The following is a 19815-nucleotide window of genomic DNA, read 5'->3' as shown; positions in this document are numbered from 1 at the left end:
TTATTCGAGTTTCCTTCTGGGCCCGAAAGATAATTTAGTGAAAATTTAATAGAAGATGCTGGAAAATAAATTACTTAACCGAAACAAAGAATACCTTGCGGTTATTATTATATTTTTGGTATGCTTTGTACTTTATTCTAAAAGCCTGTCTGTTCCTTTTGTTTTTGATGACGGCCGCATGATAGTGAAGAATAATTTTATAAAAGATTTTAATAAAGTCTATATGTTGTTTACATCTGGTAAAATGACTTCCGTTCCGATTGCCAAGGGGATGTATCGACCATTTTTAATGCTGACATTTGTCTTTAATTATTTCTTTGGCAGGCTTAATCCTACCGGCTATCATATAATCAATATTGCTATTCATTTCTTAAATGCTGTTTTAGTTTTTTTCTTGCTGCGCTCCCTTTTACAAAATAACTTTTTTTGGCCTTCATTTTTAACTAGTCTTTTGTTTGTAGTTCATCCGATAAATTCTGAAGCAGTAATCTATATATCTTGTCGCTCAACTTTGCTTTCGAGTTTCTTCTTTCTTGTAGGATTAATTTCCTACATTCATAGTAACTTTGGCCGTTTTGATAAAGCATACTGGATCTCTTTAGCTGTCTTTATCTTAGGCCTACTGACCAAAGAGGTCATAATTGTTTTTCCTCTTATTTTACTAGTTTATGATTTTTTATTTCGCAAAGATAATCTTAAAGATACCCAGGCATCTATAAAACGCTATTTTTTATTTATTTTTGTAGTTTTAATTTATCTCTTATTAAAATACCATCTTTTCGGCGCAATTGCCAACATCGGTGGCCTGCGACGTAGCCTCTATTCAAATTTCTTCACGCAGTTACATGTCAGCGTTTTTTATTTGAAGTTGTTTTTCTGCCCTCTCAATTTGTGCATAGGAAGACGTTTTCCTGAATTTAGCTCATTGTTGAATCCTGATGCCCTGCAGTCATTCTTAGTAATTATTAGTCTTATATCTATTTCTATTGCTTCCTATAAAAGACTCCCGTTATTGAGCTTTGCGATTCTTTGGTTCTTTGTAAATCTTTTGCCAAAATTTATAGCAACGCTTAGCCTACTTGCCGCTGAGCAGCATCTATATTTGCCAGCAATCGGAATATTTATTGCTATTACTTTATTTTTGGAAAGGTTATTTTATATTGTAGAGGCAAGGAAAAAACAGGCATTGAAGATATTAATAGCTAGTGTTGCGACAGTCATTCTCATCTTCTTTTCAGTTTTGACAATTAGACGCAATAATATCTGGAAAGATGAATATTCTCTTTGGCTAAATAATGTTGGGTGCTCGCCGAGTTCTATGGCTGGATATAATAATTTAGGTCTGGCAGCATTAAATAAAGGCAAGATAAATGAGGCTGAGAATTATTTTATTATAGCATTGGAAGAGATTAAGAAGAGACCAATAATTCCTAGAGCTTTAAAGATTCGTCTTCATCTGAATTTATCTAGCACGTATCTAGAAAAAGATGATTTTGATTTAGCAGAAGAGCATCTTAGAGAGGCGCTGGCTATTAATCCAAATATAGCTGAAATACATAATAATTTAGGCCTTCTTTTTGCTAAGAAAGGCTTGAGAGACAAAGAAATTTACCATCTTAAGCGGGCTATAGAATTAGATCCTTCTTTTGTTTTGGCTTATAATAATTTAGGAGTTTCATATTATTATGAAGGGGAAATTGATCTAGCAATAGAGACATTAAAAACAGCAATAAAGGTGAATCCTGATTACAGTAAACCATATATTGGATTGGCGTTTATTTATGAAAAATTAGGCAATTTAGGAGAAGCTGTTTACTTTAAAAGTAGAGCCTTGGAGCTATTAAATGGCAGTGCCTTAGATTATTATAAACTTGGTATTGTCTATGGCGAGCTGGGTGATAAAAGAGCAGTAGAGGCCTTTAAGAAAGCCATTAGTTTAGAGCCTAAATTTGCAGCAGCGCATAACAATCTTGCAGTGACCTATGCAAACTTAGAACCTCCGGAAAATGATTTAGCCAGAAAACACGCAAAGCTGGCGTTAAAATATGGGTATAAAGTTGATCCGAACTTTTTGAAGCAACTGCGGATTCCAGATTTCAAGTAAATCTTGACTTTTGCCTCTGCCTGTGATAAATTCAAAACATAGTCTATAGGTAGTTTTAGTATTGTATTTTTTGAATCTTTGATTTAACTCCTTTAATGCCAAAGAGTAAAGGAAACCTCAAGAATAAGGTTCAGTGGCTGGAAATCCTTTTTAAGATTGCCAAGGAGGTAAACTCTAATCTAGGATTAAAGCGTTGCCTTAAATCGATCATTGACAATACCGTCGAAGTCTTAAATGTGGAGCGTTCATCTTTAATGCTTCTGGATAAGCAAAAGAAAGAATTGAGGATAGAGTATGCCAAGGGTATAAGCAGAGAGGTTATAAAAAAGGCGATAGTTAAAATAGGTGTGGGCGTTTCTGGTTGGGTGGCAAAAACAGGTAAACCTTTACTTATCAATGATATATCAAAAGATCGACGCTTTCGGCCGCGCGAAAAGGGTAAATATTATAACCAGTCGCTATTAAGTGTCCCCTTGAAGGCGAGAGACCAGGTAATCGGCGTTCTTAATGTCAATAACAAGCGCGGCAAGAGGATTTTTACTAAGGATGATTTAGAGCTTTTAAGTGCTTTAGCAAATGAGGCCTCGATAGCTGTTTCTAATGCACGTCTTTACCAGGAATTGTTAAGCGCAAATGAGCGGCTGAAAGAACTGGACCTCCTAAAATCTGATTTTGTTGCTAATGTCTCTCACGAATTAGGAACGCCTTTAGCTACTTGCAGATACTTTACTTCTTTAATGTTGAAAGAGGCAGCAGGAGCAATAAATAAACAGCAGAGAGACTACCTGCAGTTGATGGATTCTAATATTGAAAGACTTACGCGCTTAATTAATAACTTACTTTCACTCTCTCGTATCGAAGCTGGTAGATTTGATTTAAAAAGGTTAAAGATTAAGATGGCAGATCTCTCAACTGAGGTCTTGCGTACATTCGAGGGATTATTACTAGAGAAGCAAATAGATGTTGAAAATAGGATTCCTAAAGAAACACCCGATATATATGCGGATAGGGAAAGGATTATAGAGGTTTTTACTAATCTAATAGGTAATGCAATAAAATTCAGCCCAAAGAACAGTAAGGTCTTGTTAGACGCAAAGACTATTAGCAAATCCATAGCAAAGGGCCAAGAGAGAAAATACTTGCGGGTAGAAGTTACTGATACTGGTAAAGGTATTGAGCCTGATAGCATTGAAAAGATTTTTAGTAAATTCGAGCAGCTAGACAGGGACCTGCCTCAGAGAGAGAAAGGCACAGGATTAGGGCTGGCAATCTCCCGGGAGATCCTTAAGCTTCATAAGGGTGAGATCTGGGCCGAGTCTGAACTAAATAAGGGAAGTAGTTTTTTCTTTACGCTGCCGATTTTCAACGAAGAGGAGCATTTCTTTGAACGTGTTTCTGATGAGATTAATCGCGCACGCTCTGAACATAATTCTTTATCATTGGTAGTATTAGCTGTAGAGAATTTCTCTAAAGTTAAGACACGATTATCACGTGACGAAATTTTAGGGCTTATGTTTGAATTAGAGGCAATTGTCAAGAAAACAGTGCGCAGGCCTAATGATGTTGTGATAAGATTCAAAAAAGGAGAAATTCTAGCAATCTTAGCCGATACCAATAAGGAAGGTGCATATGCCTTAGCGGGTCGCGTAAGAGAGTCTTTGGAAAAGCCTGAGTTTAATACCTCCAGCGGTAGAATAAAATTAAATTTTGAGATTGGTGTTGTAACTTATCCTGATGATGCGCTTAACGAGACCGAGCTAGTGAACGAGGCGAATAAGGTATTAACGAAGAAAGAGGGCAAGTGATGACAGAAGATAAAGGAAATACCAAAAAAAGAATTCTTGTTGTTGATGATGAGCCTGATTTTTTAATGGCAATTAAGGCAATGCTTGAGGCAAATAATTTTACTGTCTTAGTTGCTATTGACGGACAAGAAGGTTTAAATGTGGCAAGGAGCGAAAAACCTGATTTGATTGTTCTGGATTTAATGCTTCCTAAGATGGATGGTTATAAGGTGTGCAGATTTCTAAAATTTGATGAGAAATATCGTATGATCCCGATTATTATGCTTACTGCCAGGGGCCAGAATGAGGATAGACAACTGGGTAAAGATATGGGTGCAGATTGTTATATAGTAAAATCAGAAAGACCAGAAACTTTGTTAGAGAAAATAAACGAGTTATTGAAATAGGGCTAGTATGGAAAAATACTTAATCGGTATAGATATAGGTCAATATTCAATTAAGGCCGTAAAGATTGAAAGAAGCGATGGCCGAATCGATATCTTGGATTTTGTGATTAAAGAGTTTGGTTCTGAATCTAGCGACGAAGTTAAGCAATCGCTATTGAAGGAAGTATTAGAAGAATTAGGAACTGCAGAATCGCAAGTTTATTCCTTAGTCTCTGGCCAGGACATAGTTTTAAAGCGTTCCATTGTTCCTTTTATGCCCAAGGAAGATTTACGCGATGCAGTGCGCTGGTCATTAAAGGAAGTGACAAATTTTAACTTAGATGAGAGCAAAATTGACTTAAAAATATTAAACACTATTACTGGCAGCGATGGAATAAAACGCAATGAGATATTAGCGGTAGCGGTTCATAATACGTTAATTGACAGGCACGTAAAATCGCTGCAAGCAGCAGGTGTTGAGCCAGCATTTATTACGATAAGTCATTTCGCTTTGGCAAACCTTATTGCGCAGAAAGAGCAGGAAATGGTGCAGAAGGTAAGTGCAGTTATTGACATCGGTCTAAATAAGACAAATATTTTAATTTTTAAAGGGGCGACACTGCAATTTATTCGAAAGATTACCACAGCCTCGGATAGCTTTACTCGCGCCTTAAGTGGTGTTGTGGTTACCTTTCCTAAAAAAATAGAGCTGGATGCAAAGAAGGCAGAGGAAATAAAAAGAGAATGCGGCATTCCAGCAAAATCACAAGTCAACTCGAGTTTTCAGGATATACCCTTATCGCAGATTTCAGTCTTGATGCGGCCGATTTTAGAAAGACTCTTAACTGACATACGCAGCTCTTTTAGATATTTCCGTGAGGAATTCCAAGTTGATGCAATTGATCAGGTTTTTCTAGCCGGCGGTGGGGCGAACTTGAAAAATCTGACTGATTTTGTAAGTGATGGCTTAGGTGGCATTCCTACTAAGCTTATAACCCTGCCCAGCAATATTACCTCTAAGATTCCTAAGGGTAAAGATTTATCGAATATCCTACCAACACTTGCTGCTAGTATTGGTGTATGTTTAGGAAAAGGTGACACAGTAGATCTCTTGCCTAAATCAGTAAAGATTCAAAAGACAATTGGCATACAACAGAAGATATTACGGATTATCGCTCCTGTCCTGTTGGTGTTGATGATATTTAGTTTTCTTTCAATGACAGTACAATTAAAGCGCTACCAGAAGATACTTACTTCCTACAATGATTATTACAGTAATCTTGTAAAACTGAGGACATTAAGGGATAATATTATAGAGAGACAGAGATTCTTTAAGGAGATCATCGGAACAGAGTTAGAACTTTTCGTTTATCTCAAAGAATTGAGTCGAATCATACCCAGATCCATTGAATTCTTAGATATGGAATTCTTTAAAAAGGAGGCGGTATTTTTTATCAGAGGTTTGAGTTTTGCCTCTGGAGACTCAGCTGAAAATTACCTCGCTGATTTCTTACTCAAATTAGAGAATTCGCCTTATTTTAATAATGTAAATCTCCTCTTGACCATAAAAGAAGAGATAGACCAACTAGAAGCCATTGATTTTAAGTTAACGGTTGAACTATCAAAAATAGAATGAACACCACAAAATTTAATATTGATAAACGTCAGGTCATAATTTTGATTTCTGCCGGAATAATGTTTATAGTTGTTTTTATATTCTGGCAATTCTTATATTTGCCAAAAAGACGCGATATTACCAGCATTTTGCAAAAGGTTAAGGATTTTGATATCAACATTAAGGAAGAGGAGGTCAGGGTAAAGGCAGAAGGCTATGAGAAAGAAATCGCCAAAATGCAAGCCGAGGTTACGAAACTTCAAGATAAATTCCCTTCTCAGAATGAACTTCCTGGTATGTTTCAGGAACTATTTAATCAGGCAGATAAATTTAATATAGAAATTATCTCTATCGAACCGGATAAGGCGATGAGATATGAATCACAAACAGATACCAAAAGCGACCTTATCTTCAATAAAGTGCCTATCAAATTAAAATTGAATGCAGGATATCGTCCTTTGACAGAGTTCTTAAAGGTTATGTTTGAGAACACACAATATGCCTTTAGTTTTGATGAGTTAAAGATAAGCAAGCTAAAAGGTTCGGCTTCAGAATTAGAAATTGAGTTGTTACTTGGGGCCTTTGTCCTTTCGCATGGAGGCGCCCTCAATTTAGAAGCAGATGTAGAAAAAGGAGTCGATCTGCATTTAAAAAGAAAAAAAAGAAAATAATGGATAAACAACAAAAAGAACTTATTATTGCAGTGATAGTTGTTACAATAGCGATAATTGCTGTTTTTGCTACTATAAAAAAGTTTACTCGCAGCCGGCCGCAGCGTCCCAAATCGGCGCCAGCGCAAGTCATAGATAAAGATGAGTCAAGCAAAGAATTAGTTTATTTTAAGACGTCTGTTAAAGATACAGCAAAAAAGGAAGACGTCTATGATGTCAAAGATTTAGACTGGGGTAGAGACCCTTTTGTTTTGGATAAAAGGAGTCTCGGCGGTTCTTCAGATCAGAATTGGGTAGCAAAAATGGAACAAATTTCAAAATTGGAACTTTCGGGTATGATTATTTCTGAAGATAATCCTAAAGATTCAATAGCTGTAATTAACGAAGAAAATTTAAAAGCGGGTGATAAGATTTCCGGATTTACCATTAAAGATATTAGAGCTAATTTTGTTGTGCTTGAAAGTGGTGGCGAGAAATTTATGCTGAGACTATGGGAAGAAGAATCCGAAAAGAAAGAAAATCTACAAGGAGTTCCGCAGTAAGCCCTCAAGCCTTAAAGGCAATATCTGAAATAAGCCAGGCTATTACCTCACATCTCTATCTGACAGATATCTTACGATTGATTGTAACGGTAACGGCGGAGATTATGAATTCGAAGATTTGTTCTTTGATGCTTTTAGACGAATCTAGGAGCGAATTGGTAGTGCGCGCCACACAATCAATCAGCCCTTTATATAACAAGAAGCCGAATATAAAACTTGGTGAAGGCATAGCTGGTCTGGTGGCGAAGGAAAACAGACCGATAATAGCACATAACGTTAAGAAAGATCAGCGTTATCTCAATCGTGATATTGCTAAGACTGAAAATCTATGCTCTCTTTTAAGTGTGCCATTAAGCATTAAAGATAAGGCCATCGGAGTAATTAATTTATACACGTCAAAGCCCCGCAAGTTTAGTGATGCTGAAGTAAAGGTCCTGACTACTGTGGCTAATCAGGCAGCTGTTGCCATTGAACATGCCAGGGTCATAGTAGAGTCTAGCATCATCAAAGAAGAGCTGGCTACGAGAAAGGTTGTAGAGCGTGCTAAGGGCATATTAATGCGCCAGGAAGGGTTAAGCGAAGAGGATGCATTCCGTAAGATTCAGAAAACAAGCATGGATACACGCAGATCAATGCGCGAAATAGCAGATGCGATTGTTTTGACCAGTCAGCTTAAGAGGTAGATTATAATTCCGCCTTCGCATATGTCTTAAGACGCCTACCTAGCGTAAACACCTTAAGCGACTCCTCTTTAGGGTCACAGGGGTCTTCAATAAAGTCAATCAATAAATGCCGAATAAAGACAAAAAAGATAAAGTCTACTTAGAAGTTGCCAAGTTAATTCTTATAACTAGCAAAAAAATCGCACTTTATTCCAAAAAACATCCTATCGTTAAAGAGTCGCTAAATCAGCTTTACCAGCATCTTACTATACTACTCAAAGAGAATTCCCAGGTGACTATTTTTGTTGGAGGAGAAGAACTTATTTTAAACGACATCTCTCTGTCTTCTACATTGGCGGGATCTAAGGAATTGGTTGATAAAATGAGGGAATTGGAGATAGATAGCATATCTTTTAAGCAAGGTATGGAATTATCAGAATTAGCTGATTTATTAAGCCTGCTAAGCATTGGCAAGAAATTGGATAAAAATGAAGAGAAGCTTAAAACAACCTTTCTAAGCAATGGTTTTAGTCATATCAAGGCCAATGTTGTTCATTATGAAAAAGTTGAAGAAGGCCAAAAGGTTACTTCATCTGTGACGAAAGATGCAGAGGCATTCCTAGAGAAGAAAGAAAAGATCAAAAAGGATGTTCCTCATGAAGGTGAACTGGCTATTCTTGAACAATATCTACAAGGCCAAGTAACAGGAGAAATTTTAGAAAGACACAAAGAAGATGTTATTTCAAAACTATTATCTGAACCTAGCCAGCTTGCCAATATCGTTGTTCAGGCAGCTGTTGCCTGTGGCAGCCTAGCAAAGGTCTTGGCTAAACTGCGGGAATGTATTATCGATGAGTTTAGTGATGAACTTATAAAAAAGAAACGCAAGCCAGATAGGATACTTGCTAGTCTAGAACGCGCTATTGTAAAGTCTATCGATACAGATAGTAGTGCCAGCCAGATCAAGAAGGAAATCGATAATCTGCATGAGATCATATCTGGATTTGATGATAATTTAAAAATTCATATGTTAGCTAAGATTTATGAAGTAACAAAACCTAATCTTAACAAATTCCTGCAGCGCAGCAAGAGATTGATAATTGATAGTAAAGAATTAAATAGAGTTTCTCCAGATCTAAAGGCGGCATTGATAGAAAAGGGCGCAAAGGAAGCAGATTCTGATGTACTCCTGGCAAGATTAGAAGATGCAATAGAATCTAGAAAGAAGATTAGCATAGCAAAGAGAGAATATGAAGAACTCAAAAATAAGGCCAAGCTTTTTGACAAGACTTTGCTCGATGAGATTGCTAAAGCAACACAAGATTTGAAAAGAAAAAATAAGCGCCTTGCCGGCGAAAAAGAGCGTGTTGATACAGTAATACGAAATCTTGCTGATGGCATGATTGTTGTAGATAAACAAGGTAAGGTTATGATGATAAACCCTGCTGCCGAGCAATTATTAGGTATAGATAAGAAGGAAAAGATAGGTAAATTTCTTCAGGAAGGATTAGGCAGCCATCAGTTGGTTGCATTGGCTAAAGGTAATTTGGCTGATGAGGCAGAAGCGGTTAGCAAAGAGATTGAGCTTAGCAGTAATGATGAACAAACCAAACGCATTCTGCGTGCCAGCACCGCGGTTGTAGAGAATGAAAATGGCAATACCGTAGGTATGGTTATGATGCTTAGTGATATAACGCGTCAAAAGCAAGTGGATAAGATGAAGTCAGATTTTGTTGCACATGTTAGCCATGAATTGCGTACCCCGATAATCGCCACAAAAAAATCTCTTTCGCTTCTGATTTCTAAGGCTTGCGGAGATATAAATGAAGATCAAAACAAGTTTTTAAATATTGCTAATTCTAATCTTTCAAGACTTTCTCGCCTGATTGATGATATATTGGATTTTTCTAAGTTAGAAGCTGGCAAGATAAGTATTAATCCTGCAACCTTTAACTTAATCACACTTATACAAGAGGTAATGCAATCTCTAGATACTTGGGTTAAGGATAAACAAATTGGAATTGATCTAAGTTTAGGCGGGAAGGAGATTGATGTAGAAGCAGATAGAGACAAGATAAATCAAGTATTAACTAATTTGATAGGCAATGCGCTTAAATTTATAGCCGAGAAAGGCAAAATTATAATTTCCTGCAAGAATATCACAGCAGGCTCAGGAGGCAACAGTTTTGAGGCTGTTGAAGTAGGTATCACTGATAATGGTATAGGCATTGAGGAGAAGGATTGTCAGCGAATATTTGATAAGTTTGAGCAGGTGAGCTTGATCTCTCCTGCCGGTGTAGGCGGCACAGGCCTAGGGCTTCATATCTGTAAACAAATTGTCGAGCTGCACAAAGGAAAGATTTGGGTTAAAAGCGAGATTGGAAAGGGGAGTACTTTTAGTTTTACACTTCCTAAGAAATTTTCTACTCAAGAGAAAAAAGAGGTAAAGGATTAAATAAGGAGGTCAAATGGAGAAGAAAATAGAAAACCATAATAAAGATATCGAGATACTTATTGTGGATGACGAAAAGGATTTTGTAGCTACAATGGAATTTTGGCTTAAGAGTCAAGGTTATAAGGTGCGTACAGCTTTTAACGGCAAGGGCGCGCTTGATATTATCAAGCAGCAAAAACCAAACATAGTTTTTCTGGATATAAGTATGCCGGAGATGGACGGGGTTGAAACCTTACGTCGTATCAGAGAGATGGATGATGAGCTGCCAGTGGTTATGATCACTGCTTACGGCACAGAAGAGAACCGAGATGCAGCATATCGGCTAAAGGCAAATGCCTTCTTTGATAAGTCAAAGGATTTTTATGAAGCTGATCATATTATAAAGTCCATTTTGCATTTCTTTGCTAAGGCAAAAAAAGAACCCAATAAATAAAAAATAGGAAGGCCTAGATCATGATTGATACAGGAAATATCAAGGTAAATGAATTCGCTCAAGCCTCTCTTGTTATTGCACTTGCCTCATTTGTACAACTTCTCGGGATTGAGAAGGCGTTAGTTGCCATTGTTTTTGCTATTCTCGCCCTTCGTTCTAAAGAAAAGAATAGTCAAAGAGGAAGAAAAATTGCATTTGTTGCTATTATTTTATCCTCGCTTTATATTATTTTTGTTTGTTCTTTTCTGTTTACTCATTTGCCGGATATAAAGAATTTAATTTCTTCATTACAAGCAATCTCTTGATTTTAAATCCATTAATTTAATTATGGTAGAGTCAAAAGGTAAAAAAATTCTATTAGCTTCAAACGATACCAATTGCGCTGAGATTATTATCATGTTAATTAAGAGTTGGGGATATGATGTCCTCTGGACTAAAGATGGAACCTCAGCATTCGAGCTTATATCAAGAGTTGCACCTGATTTGATTATCATTGATTGTGATTTACCTGGTCTTGATGGCTTTGGAGTTATTAAGTTATTAAAATCTGATTATCATAATGCGCACATACCACTCTTATTGATGATCAGAAAAAAGAATGTGCGTCGGGATATTTTACAGATTGAGCAGGGTCTTGATGATTATCTGACTAAACCTCCTGATCCAATTGATCTAGAGGTGCGTATAGAGATGGCCTTGCGAAGGACGGAGCATCAATTTTTCGCCAATCCTTTATCAAAATTACCAGGCAGTAGAATGTTGGAGAAGACTGTGCAGGGCAAATTAGCGGCTAAACAGACGCTTTCTTTTCTATATTGTGATATAAATAATTTTAAATCATTTAATGATAAGTATGGTTACAAGTTGGGAGATGCGGTTATTATGCAGACAGTTCATATTATCACTTCCGCGGTTAAGCAATTTGGCCAGGGCGAGGATTTCCTATTTCATATTGGCGGCGATGATTTTGTTGTCATAACGCAGCCGCAGCGCGAAACAAATATTGCACGATTCATTATTGATGAATTTGATAAGCTTATCCTTTTTCACTACTCTGTCCTGGATAGAAACAAAGGCTTTATAAGAATCAAGGACAGATTAGGAAAGATAATCAATTTTCCCCTCATGGGGTTATCTATCGCTATCGTAAATAATTTACATAGAAATATTAATAATTTGATTGAATTCGTTGAGATTGCTTTTGAGATTAAAAGCTATCTTAAAAAGCACAAACATAGCAGAAGTTTGGTCAATAGAAGAAAGACAGCTAGCAAAGAACAAGCACAAAATTTTGATGAAGATAAAGAGGTGCCTAGTCATCGAACTAATCGTCTCAAGAATAAGGCTAAGAGCTATAAGCCATTAGGTCAGATATTATTAGATAAAAAACTAATTAATCCTCGACAGCTGGAAAGTGCGCTCTTAAGGCATTGGAATACTAATATGCATTTAGGTCAGGTTTTAGTAGATATGAATATCCTCAGTTTGCCAAGACTCGAAAGAGTCTTTAAAGGTCTTAATATAGGTTTAAGTTCAAACCTTCCTTAAGTTCTTTCCTCTGGGTTGGACCCAAGCCAATTTAACTAAAAAAACAAATAGCCAATTTAGGACTTGACAATTTGGCATCTATAAGGTATAGTTAATATCAAGAATAATTAAGGATATTAACTATTAGCAATATTAATTATAGTAGGGGCTTAAAATGCAAACTCTTAGTACACAAGAAGTTGTAAGCAGATTTGTAGAGCTTATGCCTGCGGTCATGCGCGGAGTAATGCGCACACAGAAAGATGATCTATTCCGTGGAAAGGTTAGCCTGCCTCAATTTATAGTCTTAGATTTAATCTTTCGCTATGGCTCTTTAAAGATGAGCGTATTAGCTATACATATCGGGGTAAGTCTTCCGGCAATGAGCGGCTTAGTCGATAGATTACATAAAATAGGCTTGGTAAAACGGCTTTTTGATAAAAAAGATAGGCGTATTATCAGAATCGCATTAACTCCTAAGGCAGAGAATTTAGTGAAGAAAATCAGGGAGCAAAGGAAGGCAGCAGTTATGAGTATTTTTTCCAAATTAGACCAAAAAGACCGGCAGGAATATTTGAGGATATTAGAGAAGATTAGCGTTATTGTTTCCGAAGAACATCGAAAAGAAAACAAGAAGACACAATGATTAGGAATATCTTTATTATAACATTGGCAGTAATTCATATATTCTCTTTGTCTTCTCGTGCAGATGAGACTGAGGAGATAAGGGATATTCTATACCTTTCAATTGAAGATGTCAGCGCCCTGGCCTTATATAATAATCTTGATATCCAGATTGCCAGATTAGATGCATATATCAAGCGGGCAGATGATATGATTACTCAATCCATATTTGACACTATACTTTCAGGCCATATTAGATATACAGATGATCAACTTGGAAGAACAAGTACCATTTTTGGCTCTAAGGCAATAACCTCAGAAAAAAATATAGGCCTGGAGAAGAAATTGCCTACTGGAACCACCTTGGGTATAGAGGCAGAGGATGTACGCAGCTTTAGTAATTCTACTTTTGCCAGCCTTAATCCTTCCCATGATGTGAGCCTGGAGTTTTCTATTAAGCAGTCTTTAGGAAAGAATTTCTTTGGTCTTATTGATAGAGGTGATGTCAAGATAACTAAATTGCAAATAAAGGCCTCTGATTATTCCAGCCTGGGTAAAATTGAGCAATATTTATCTAGCGCGCAAAAGGCTTACTGGAAACTGGTGTTAAGAAAAGAAGAGTTGAGAATAAAAAAGGAAATGCTAGAAAAGGCGCAAGAGCTAGCCTCTATTTATAAGAACAAATATAGCGTTGGTTTAGTGGAGGATCCGGAAATCTTTGCTATAGATACCCTTGTCTTAAAGCGAGAATCAGATCTATTGACTGCCTATGATTTGCTTAATCTGGCTGGAGACGATTTATTACTTGAGATTAATGCTGATGATGAGAGCTTTGATATGGATATCAGGACAGAGGATGAATTGTTATTCTTGCCTGAAAAAAAAGATCTTATCCAGGCCTTGAAAATTGCGATTGATAACAGGCGGGACTACAAAGAAGAGAAGGTTCACTTGGAAAAGAAAGACATAAATTTAGAGATGAAAAAAAATAATTTATGGCCAGAGATCGACTTGGATGCTTCATTCAAGCGAAATGGCGTAGATAGCAATTTCGGCACAGCAGCAAAGCTAATAGGAGAAGAAGATAACCCGGAATCCTTTATTGGCATTTCATTCTCGCTTCCTTTAGAGAACAGAGATGCTAGAGGAAAATTAAAGCAGGCCCAGTTAGAGAAGGCAAAACAGATTGTCCTACTTAAGAAAGTAGAGAAGAAGATAGTAAGCGAACTACATGATAAGGTAAAGCAGGTCAATATTGCCATTGGCAAGACCATAACCAGCAAACGTATTGTTAGTTTAGAGGCAAAAAAATTGGCAGCAGAAAATTTGCGTTTTGGCTTTGGAAGGTCTGATAGTGATACATTAATTAGTTATCATGAAGACGTATTGAATGCCAAATTATCTCTGGTGCAATCTATCTACGACTACCAAGAAAAGTTGATAGATCTAGATGTTGCTTGCAATACGTTACTGGATAAATACTGGAAGGATGAATTATAATGAAAATCGCTGAGTTTTCAGTAAAACATTCTTTGTTTGTGAATCTACTTTCTGTCTTTTTTGTGATTGCCGGGACCTTCTCGATTCTTAGTTTAAGACGTGAGGCATTTCCAGAGGTCTCTTTTGATACTGTTATTGTTAGTACCTTCTATAAAGGCGCAGGGGCCAAAGAGGTAGAGAGGCTCCTGACTAGCAAGTTAGAGAAGGAGCTTAAAGAGGTCGACAACGTGCATAGTATCAGCTCGCGTTCAATCGATGGCGCCTCAATCATCGGCATTGAGATTTCTCCTGATGCCTCGGATAAGAGCAAGGTGGTTGATGATATCCAGAAGGCAGTAGATAGGGTTAGTGATTTTCCCAAAGCTGTTGATCAACATCCCCAGGTAGTAGAGATTTCCAGTAAGCAGATTCCAGTAATAAAGGTGGCCTTAAGCGGCCCGGAAGATGAATTTCAGCTTCGGGAAGCGGCTGATCAACTCAAAGAAAGATTAGAGGATATTGATGGCGTGGCTAAGGTCTCGCGTTTAGGATGGCGCGATGAGGAATACTGGGTAGAACCAGATATCTCCAAGATGAAAGAATATTATATTTCGCTTGAGGAGATTATGGACGCTATTGCCAGGCGCAACGTAACCCTGCCCGCAGGTAGGCTCACTGATGGCGATATAGAGTTTAACATAAAGACCGATGCAGAATTTAAAGACAGAAGTGAAATCGAGCAAAGCGTTATCAGGGCTAATGATTTAGGAAACTGGCTGCGGGTTAAAGATATTGCCGAGGTACGCCATACATTTGAAGATGAACGCGAGATTAATAGGGTAGTGGGCAGTCGCGCAATCACCTTAACGGTTATAAAACGTGAAAGCGCAGATGCGATAAATATTGTGGATGATGTTAAGAAGGAAATTACTGCTTTTGCGATTAATGCGCCAGAGAATGTAAAGGTCTCTACCTTTTATGACCTTTCCTATTATATCAGAAGGCGTCTTAATGTAGTTCGGTCAAACGGCATAATCGCATTTTTCTTTGTCCTGTTTACACTCTTTTTATTCCTGCATCCGCGCACAGCCATCTTTACCACAATGGGCATACCCATTGCAATGCTTGCTACTTTCTGGATAATGAATTTATTGGGTATGAGCATTAACCTTATCACCATGTTTGGTTTAATTCTTGTCTTAGGTATACTCGTAGACGACGGTATAATAATTTCAGAGAATGTCTATCGCTACATTGAAGCAGGTATGCCTCCTAAAGAGGCGGCGATTAAAGGAACAAGTGAGGTCATAGCCCCCGTCACCGCTACTGTATTGACTACCATTGCTGCATTCTTGCCCCTTTTATTTATGACTGGAATATTAGGTAAGTTTATTAGGGCAATACCGCTTGTAATCATCCTGTCTTTAAGCGCAAGCCTGATTGAGGCGTTTTTAATCTTGCCAAGCCATTTGAGTGATTTTATGAGGCCGCTTAAAAAAGATAAACAGGGTAAAATTGCGGCAAAAAAAGATTCGAGATGGTTCCAGTTCTTACTAAAGAGTTATAAGGGACTTTTGGCTAGGGCACTTGTCTATCGCTATAAGGTTGCCATAGGCATGGCTGTAGTCTTTATTAGTGCCCTAGTCATTGCTAAGTTCTTTGTTCCATTTATCCTTTTTGGTTCAGAAGGAGTTGAGCAGTTTATGATTCGGGCGGAGGCACCGGAAGGAACATCTTTAGAGCGTATGCAGGATCTTATCCAGCCAGTTGAGGCCTTTGTTAGCCAGATGCCGCAGGAATATTTGGATACTTACGAGACCCAGATCGGTGTCCTTACTGAAGAGAGCGGATTTGATCCACAGCAAAAAGAGGGCACTAACTTAGCTCAAATCATGGTCTATCTTACAGCAGCGCAAAAGCGCGATAAGACTGCTAAAGAGATTGTTGAGAGTCTGCGGCCTCAGTTGGAGGAGTTGAAAGAAAAGCTGCCTGGATTAGAGAAGTTATATTTCAGAGAGCTTAAGGAAGGCCCTCCTGTAGGAAAGGCAGTTGATATCAGCATTCGTGGAGATGACTACCATTCACTTTTAGAGATAGCTAGCGAGATCAAACAGTACTTAGGGACCTTAAAAGGCGTCTATGATATTAATGACAGTTATGATTTAGGCGTAAATGAGTTACAGATTAGCATTGATGAAGAAAAGGCACTTAAGGCAGATTTAACTCTAGGTCAGGTTGCAGAAAGTATACGCAATGCCTTTGGCGGCGGACTGGCCTCGACGATTACCCGTTCAAAGGCCGAGGAGGAAATAAAGGTATTGGTGCGTTTGCCTGAAGCACAACGTAATAATTTAAATGTATTTAAAGACCTCCTTGTAGTTAATGAAAAAGGTAAATTAGTAAGGCTTTCTGCTGTAGCAAGCGTCAGCCGACAAAAGGGGATGCGTACTATTACGCATTTGGATGGCCGGCGCAATATAGCAGTAACTGCGGCAGTAGATAATAAAAATATTACTTCCAGCAAGGCAAACGAATTAGTTGCCAAGAGGTTCAAGGAAATATCTAATAAATATCCGGGATATAATTTAGTCTTTGGCGGTGAGGCTGAAGAGACCATGAAATCTATGCATAGCCTCATGCAGGCATTCTGGATTGCCTTCTTTCTCATATTTTTGATTCTGGCAACACAGTTTAATTCCTTGATCCAGCCATTTGTGGTCATGCTTACTATTCCTTATGGTATAGTTGGGGTAGTGGTTGCGCTTCTTATTCATGGAAAGCCATTTAGTTTCTTTGTGCTACTCGGGTTAGTAGGCTTGGCTGGTATTGTAGTAAATGATTCCATAATCCTTGTGGATGTAATCAATAAGATGAGGAAGAAAGGCGTAGACAGACGTATTTCTATTATGGAGGCAGGAAGCCTGCGCTTACGGCCAGTTATCCTTACTACAGTGACCACTGTAGCAGGTTTAAGTACTGTTGCTTATGGAATCGGCGGATCTGACCCATTTCTAAAACCCATGGCGTTGACAATGGCCTGGGGTCTGCTTTTTGCTACTTTTCTTACCCTTATTGTTATGCCTTGTATCTATGCCATTGTTGATGATATAACTTTAAGGTTAGTCCACCATGCTACTGTAAGGGCGAACCACTCAAAAGATAATAAGTCCCAAGGCTAACTTGTTATGAAGAGTTATATCCTTCCTTTTTAGCTATTCCCATTGTGCTAATACTAAAAGAGTGATATTATAAAGAGTCTTATATTAGGTGATGGTTATGCAGATAAAGATATACGGTGATTCCATCTTGCGCAAAAAGTGCGTTGCGATTAGAGAGGTGGCAGATGAGGAAAAGCGCATTTTCCAAGAGATGGTCAACTTGATGCGTGAAGCAGGCGGCGTGGGCCTTGCTGCCTGCCAGGTAGGTTTAAATAAACAGATGTTAGTGGTCGATTTAGGAGATAAGGCATTGAAATTAGCCAATCCTAAGATTTGCCTGGCCCAAGGCTCTCAATCAATAGAAGAAGGATGCCTGAGCTTGCCGGAAATCAGAGTCAAGGTAAAGCGAGCAAAGAAAATCAAGGTCAAAGCCCTTAATGAACACAATCAGAAGATTACGCTTTCTGCAGAAGATCTTTTGGCCGTAGTTATACAGCATGAGATTGATCATCTAAAGGGGAGATTATTAATTGATTATCTTCCTTGGTATAGAAGGATTGGGGCAATGAGGAAATTGAAATCAAAAAGGACGTCTTCTAAAAGTGAGTCTAACTGATTAGGCGACTTTCCTGGTTTTGATCATTCCGTTACTAATTCAATCCACTAGAACTAATTTTACTGATTTTGTTGCTTTTTCTTCTGAATTGTCGTAGAATATCTTGGATACGATATAGATTTAGGGTCTTTCATTGTAAATTTTAAGATGCGGAGGATGCAATGCGTATTTTAGTCAGCGATAAACTTGCTGAAAGAGGTTTAAAGATTTTAAATTCAGAAAAAAGCTTTAAGGTTGACGTTAAAACAGACCTTTCTCCAAAGGAACTCAAAAGCATTATTAAAGATTATGACGCCTTGATTGTAAGAAGTTCTACAAAGGTTACCAAAGATATTATTGATGCAGCCAAAAAACTTAAAGTAATAGGTAGAGCCGGCGTGGGTCTTGATAATGTAGATTTACAGGCTGCCAATAGGAAAGGTATCATTGTTATGAATACTCCTGCCGGAAATACCATCTCGACAGCTGAACATACGTTGAGTCTCATACTTTCTTTATCTAGGAATATAGCTTCTGCTGATGCCTCTATGAAAAAGGGTGACTGGAATCGTTCCAAATTTATGGGCATTGAACTTTACGGCAAGACCTTAGGGCTTGTTGGTATGGGTAAGATTGGAAGTGAGGTTGCCAAGAGAGCGCTCAGCTTTGGGATGACAGTAATTGCCTACGATCCATTTTTATCGGAAGAGGTGGCAAGGCAGTCAGGGGTTGAGCTAGTAGAATTAAAAGTACTATTTTCCCGTAGCGATTACATTAGCGTACACACGCCCTTGACTGATGAGACTCGAAATATTATCTCAGCTAAATCTTTAAAGCTGATGAAGAAAAACGTTAGAATCATTAATTGTGCCAGAGGCGGTATAGTTGATGAGAAGGTACTTATTACGGCAGTTAAAGAAGGTAAAATAGGCGGTTTTGCCTTGGATGTCTACGTAAAAGAGCCACCAGACAATAAAGAATTTATTAATTTAGATGGTTGCGTTCTTACTCCTCATCTAGGCGCTTCAACTGCTGAGGCACAGGTTAATGTTGCTGTTCAAATTGCTGAGCAGGTAAGGGATACTTTATGCGGAGGCGGAATTCGCAATGCTGCTAATTATCCCTGTCTAGAGGCTGAGGTATGCAAGGTAATGAATCCTTACATAATCCTGGCTGAGAAATTAGGCTCTTTTGCGGCCCAGATGGTAGAGGGGAGAATAAAAGAAGTAAATATAGCCTACAGCGGTGAGATTGTAAAATATGATTTGAAGGCATTGACATTAGCAATAGCAAAGGGGATTCTTTCTTTGGTCTTACAAGACAATGTTAATTTCGTAAATGCCTTAACATTAGCCCAAGAGCGCAGGATAAAGATAAATGAGACAAAATCTAATCGCGTTGAAGGATTTACTAATTTAATCGAAGTGGCAATAAAAACGGATAAGGGTCAACTAAAGGTCTCTGGTACGCTTTCAGAAAATGCGCAACCAAGGATTGTGATAATAAAGGACTTCTATGTTGAGATTTCACCTTTTGGTTTTATGCTTGTAATAGATAATATCGACAGACCAGGCATTATAGGTGCGGTCGGAACAATTCTAGGAAAGAATGATATAAACATAGCCTCCATGACATTCGGCAGGGAATCAGCCGGTGGTGAGGCAATTACTGTTTTAAATATTGATAGCCCGATTTCAGATAAAATAATCTCACAACTTAAGAAAAATAAAAATATTAAAAAAGTGCGCCTCATCAAATTATAATTAGGCGCTTCATTACA

16 protein-coding genes are annotated in these 19815 nt (G+C 38.0%); all 16 read left to right on the top strand.

The window, feature by feature from the left end; translation table 11 throughout:
• Positions 1-55 precede the first annotated feature (55 nt).
• The 16 genes from KJ593_06750 to serA all read left to right on the top strand — a co-directional run bounded on the left by KJ593_06750 (position 56) and on the right by serA (position 19798).
• Positions 56-2104 carry a tetratricopeptide repeat protein gene (locus tag KJ593_06750; GenBank protein MBU2541583.1) on the top strand — a complete coding sequence of 683 codons (2049 nt, stop codon included), beginning with the start codon at positions 56-58 and terminating at the stop codon, positions 2102-2104.
• Positions 2105-2199: 95 nt separating this feature from the next.
• Positions 2200-3909, top strand: coding sequence for a GAF domain-containing protein (locus KJ593_06745; protein MBU2541582.1), 1710 nt, complete (start codon positions 2200-2202; stop codon positions 3907-3909).
• Positions 3909-4295 (top strand): response regulator, encoded by a 387-nt coding sequence (locus KJ593_06740; GenBank protein MBU2541581.1) that lies wholly within the window; start codon positions 3909-3911, stop codon positions 4293-4295. Before KJ593_06745 ends, KJ593_06740 begins: the two co-directional genes overlap by 1 nt.
• Positions 4296-4302: 7 nt before the next feature.
• A complete protein-coding gene (gene pilM, locus KJ593_06735) occupies positions 4303-5910 on the top strand; it encodes a pilus assembly protein PilM (GenBank protein MBU2541580.1) in 1608 nt (535 codons plus the stop codon).
• Positions 5907-6560 carry a type 4a pilus biogenesis protein PilO gene (pilO, locus tag KJ593_06730; GenBank protein MBU2541579.1) on the top strand — a complete coding sequence of 218 codons (654 nt, stop codon included), beginning with the start codon at positions 5907-5909 and terminating at the stop codon, positions 6558-6560. The genes pilM and pilO overlap by 4 nt, the downstream gene beginning before the upstream one ends.
• Positions 6560-7102, top strand: coding sequence for a general secretion pathway protein GspB (locus KJ593_06725; GenBank protein MBU2541578.1), 543 nt, complete (start codon positions 6560-6562; stop codon positions 7100-7102). The genes pilO and KJ593_06725 overlap by 1 nt, the downstream gene beginning before the upstream one ends.
• Positions 7051-7785, top strand: coding sequence for a GAF and ANTAR domain-containing protein (locus KJ593_06720; GenBank protein MBU2541577.1), 735 nt, complete (start codon positions 7051-7053; stop codon positions 7783-7785). Before KJ593_06725 ends, KJ593_06720 begins: the two co-directional genes overlap by 52 nt.
• Before the next feature lie 106 nt (positions 7786-7891).
• On the top strand, positions 7892-10219 hold the full coding sequence (locus KJ593_06715; protein ID MBU2541576.1) for a PAS domain S-box protein: 2328 nt from the start codon (positions 7892-7894) through the stop codon (positions 10217-10219).
• A 13-nt stretch (positions 10220-10232) separates the two neighbouring features.
• On the top strand, positions 10233-10652 hold the full coding sequence (locus KJ593_06710; protein MBU2541575.1) for a response regulator: 420 nt from the start codon (positions 10233-10235) through the stop codon (positions 10650-10652).
• Positions 10653-10672: 20 nt separating this feature from the next.
• Positions 10673-10957 carry a DUF4190 domain-containing protein gene (locus tag KJ593_06705; GenBank protein ID MBU2541574.1) on the top strand — a complete coding sequence of 95 codons (285 nt, stop codon included), beginning with the start codon at positions 10673-10675 and terminating at the stop codon, positions 10955-10957.
• A 22-nt stretch (positions 10958-10979) separates the two neighbouring features.
• A complete protein-coding gene (locus tag KJ593_06700; protein ID MBU2541573.1) occupies positions 10980-12200 on the top strand; it encodes a diguanylate cyclase in 1221 nt (406 codons plus the stop codon).
• A 154-nt stretch (positions 12201-12354) separates the two neighbouring features.
• Positions 12355-12825 (top strand): MarR family transcriptional regulator, encoded by a 471-nt coding sequence (locus tag KJ593_06695; GenBank protein MBU2541572.1) that lies wholly within the window; start codon positions 12355-12357, stop codon positions 12823-12825.
• Positions 12822-14303, top strand: a complete 1482-nt coding sequence (locus tag KJ593_06690) for a TolC family protein (protein MBU2541571.1) — start codon at positions 12822-12824, stop codon at positions 14301-14303. Before KJ593_06695 ends, KJ593_06690 begins: the two co-directional genes overlap by 4 nt.
• Complete coding sequence (locus KJ593_06685) at positions 14303-17461, top strand: efflux RND transporter permease subunit (GenBank protein MBU2541570.1); 3159 nt, start codon at positions 14303-14305, stop codon at positions 17459-17461. The genes KJ593_06690 and KJ593_06685 overlap by 1 nt, the downstream gene beginning before the upstream one ends.
• Before the next feature lie 97 nt (positions 17462-17558).
• On the top strand, positions 17559-18056 hold the full coding sequence (def, locus tag KJ593_06680; GenBank protein ID MBU2541569.1) for a peptide deformylase: 498 nt from the start codon (positions 17559-17561) through the stop codon (positions 18054-18056).
• 161 nt (positions 18057-18217) lie between these two features.
• A complete protein-coding gene (gene serA / locus KJ593_06675; protein ID MBU2541568.1) occupies positions 18218-19798 on the top strand; it encodes a phosphoglycerate dehydrogenase in 1581 nt (526 codons plus the stop codon).
• Positions 19799-19815: the final 17 nt, after the last annotated feature.

The sequence above is a fragment of the Candidatus Omnitrophota bacterium genome (genome assembly GCA_018830005.1).
Classification (GTDB): Bacteria; Omnitrophota; Gorgyraeia; order JAHJTE01; family JAHJTE01; genus JAHJTE01.
The sequence above is the reverse complement of the archived record's forward strand: the minus strand, read 5'-3'. Positions and strand labels throughout refer to the sequence as shown.

Excerpts from the sequence above, each read along its gene's own strand:
- KJ593_06750 (MBU2541583.1), top strand. The coding sequence starts at position 56 with ATGCTGGAAAATAAATTACTTAACCGAAACAAAGAATACCTTGCGGTT.
- KJ593_06745 (MBU2541582.1), top strand. The coding sequence starts at position 2,200 with ATGCCAAAGAGTAAAGGAAACCTCAAGAATAAGGTTCAGTGGCTGGAA.
- KJ593_06740 (MBU2541581.1), top strand. The coding sequence starts at position 3,909 with ATGACAGAAGATAAAGGAAATACCAAAAAAAGAATTCTTGTTGTTGAT.
- pilM (MBU2541580.1), top strand. The coding sequence starts at position 4,303 with ATGGAAAAATACTTAATCGGTATAGATATAGGTCAATATTCAATTAAG.
- pilO (MBU2541579.1), top strand. The coding sequence starts at position 5,907 with ATGAACACCACAAAATTTAATATTGATAAACGTCAGGTCATAATTTTG.
- KJ593_06725 (MBU2541578.1), top strand. The coding sequence starts at position 6,560 with ATGGATAAACAACAAAAAGAACTTATTATTGCAGTGATAGTTGTTACA.
- KJ593_06720 (MBU2541577.1), top strand. The coding sequence starts at position 7,051 with ATGGGAAGAAGAATCCGAAAAGAAAGAAAATCTACAAGGAGTTCCGCA.
- KJ593_06715 (MBU2541576.1), top strand. The coding sequence starts at position 7,892 with ATGCCGAATAAAGACAAAAAAGATAAAGTCTACTTAGAAGTTGCCAAG.
- KJ593_06710 (MBU2541575.1), top strand. The coding sequence starts at position 10,233 with ATGGAGAAGAAAATAGAAAACCATAATAAAGATATCGAGATACTTATT.
- KJ593_06705 (MBU2541574.1), top strand. The coding sequence starts at position 10,673 with ATGATTGATACAGGAAATATCAAGGTAAATGAATTCGCTCAAGCCTCT.
- KJ593_06700 (MBU2541573.1), top strand. The coding sequence starts at position 10,980 with ATGGTAGAGTCAAAAGGTAAAAAAATTCTATTAGCTTCAAACGATACC.
- KJ593_06695 (MBU2541572.1), top strand. The coding sequence starts at position 12,355 with ATGCAAACTCTTAGTACACAAGAAGTTGTAAGCAGATTTGTAGAGCTT.
- KJ593_06690 (MBU2541571.1), top strand. The coding sequence starts at position 12,822 with ATGATTAGGAATATCTTTATTATAACATTGGCAGTAATTCATATATTC.
- KJ593_06685 (MBU2541570.1), top strand. The coding sequence starts at position 14,303 with ATGAAAATCGCTGAGTTTTCAGTAAAACATTCTTTGTTTGTGAATCTA.
- def (MBU2541569.1), top strand. The coding sequence starts at position 17,559 with ATGCAGATAAAGATATACGGTGATTCCATCTTGCGCAAAAAGTGCGTT.
- serA (MBU2541568.1), top strand. The coding sequence starts at position 18,218 with ATGCGTATTTTAGTCAGCGATAAACTTGCTGAAAGAGGTTTAAAGATT.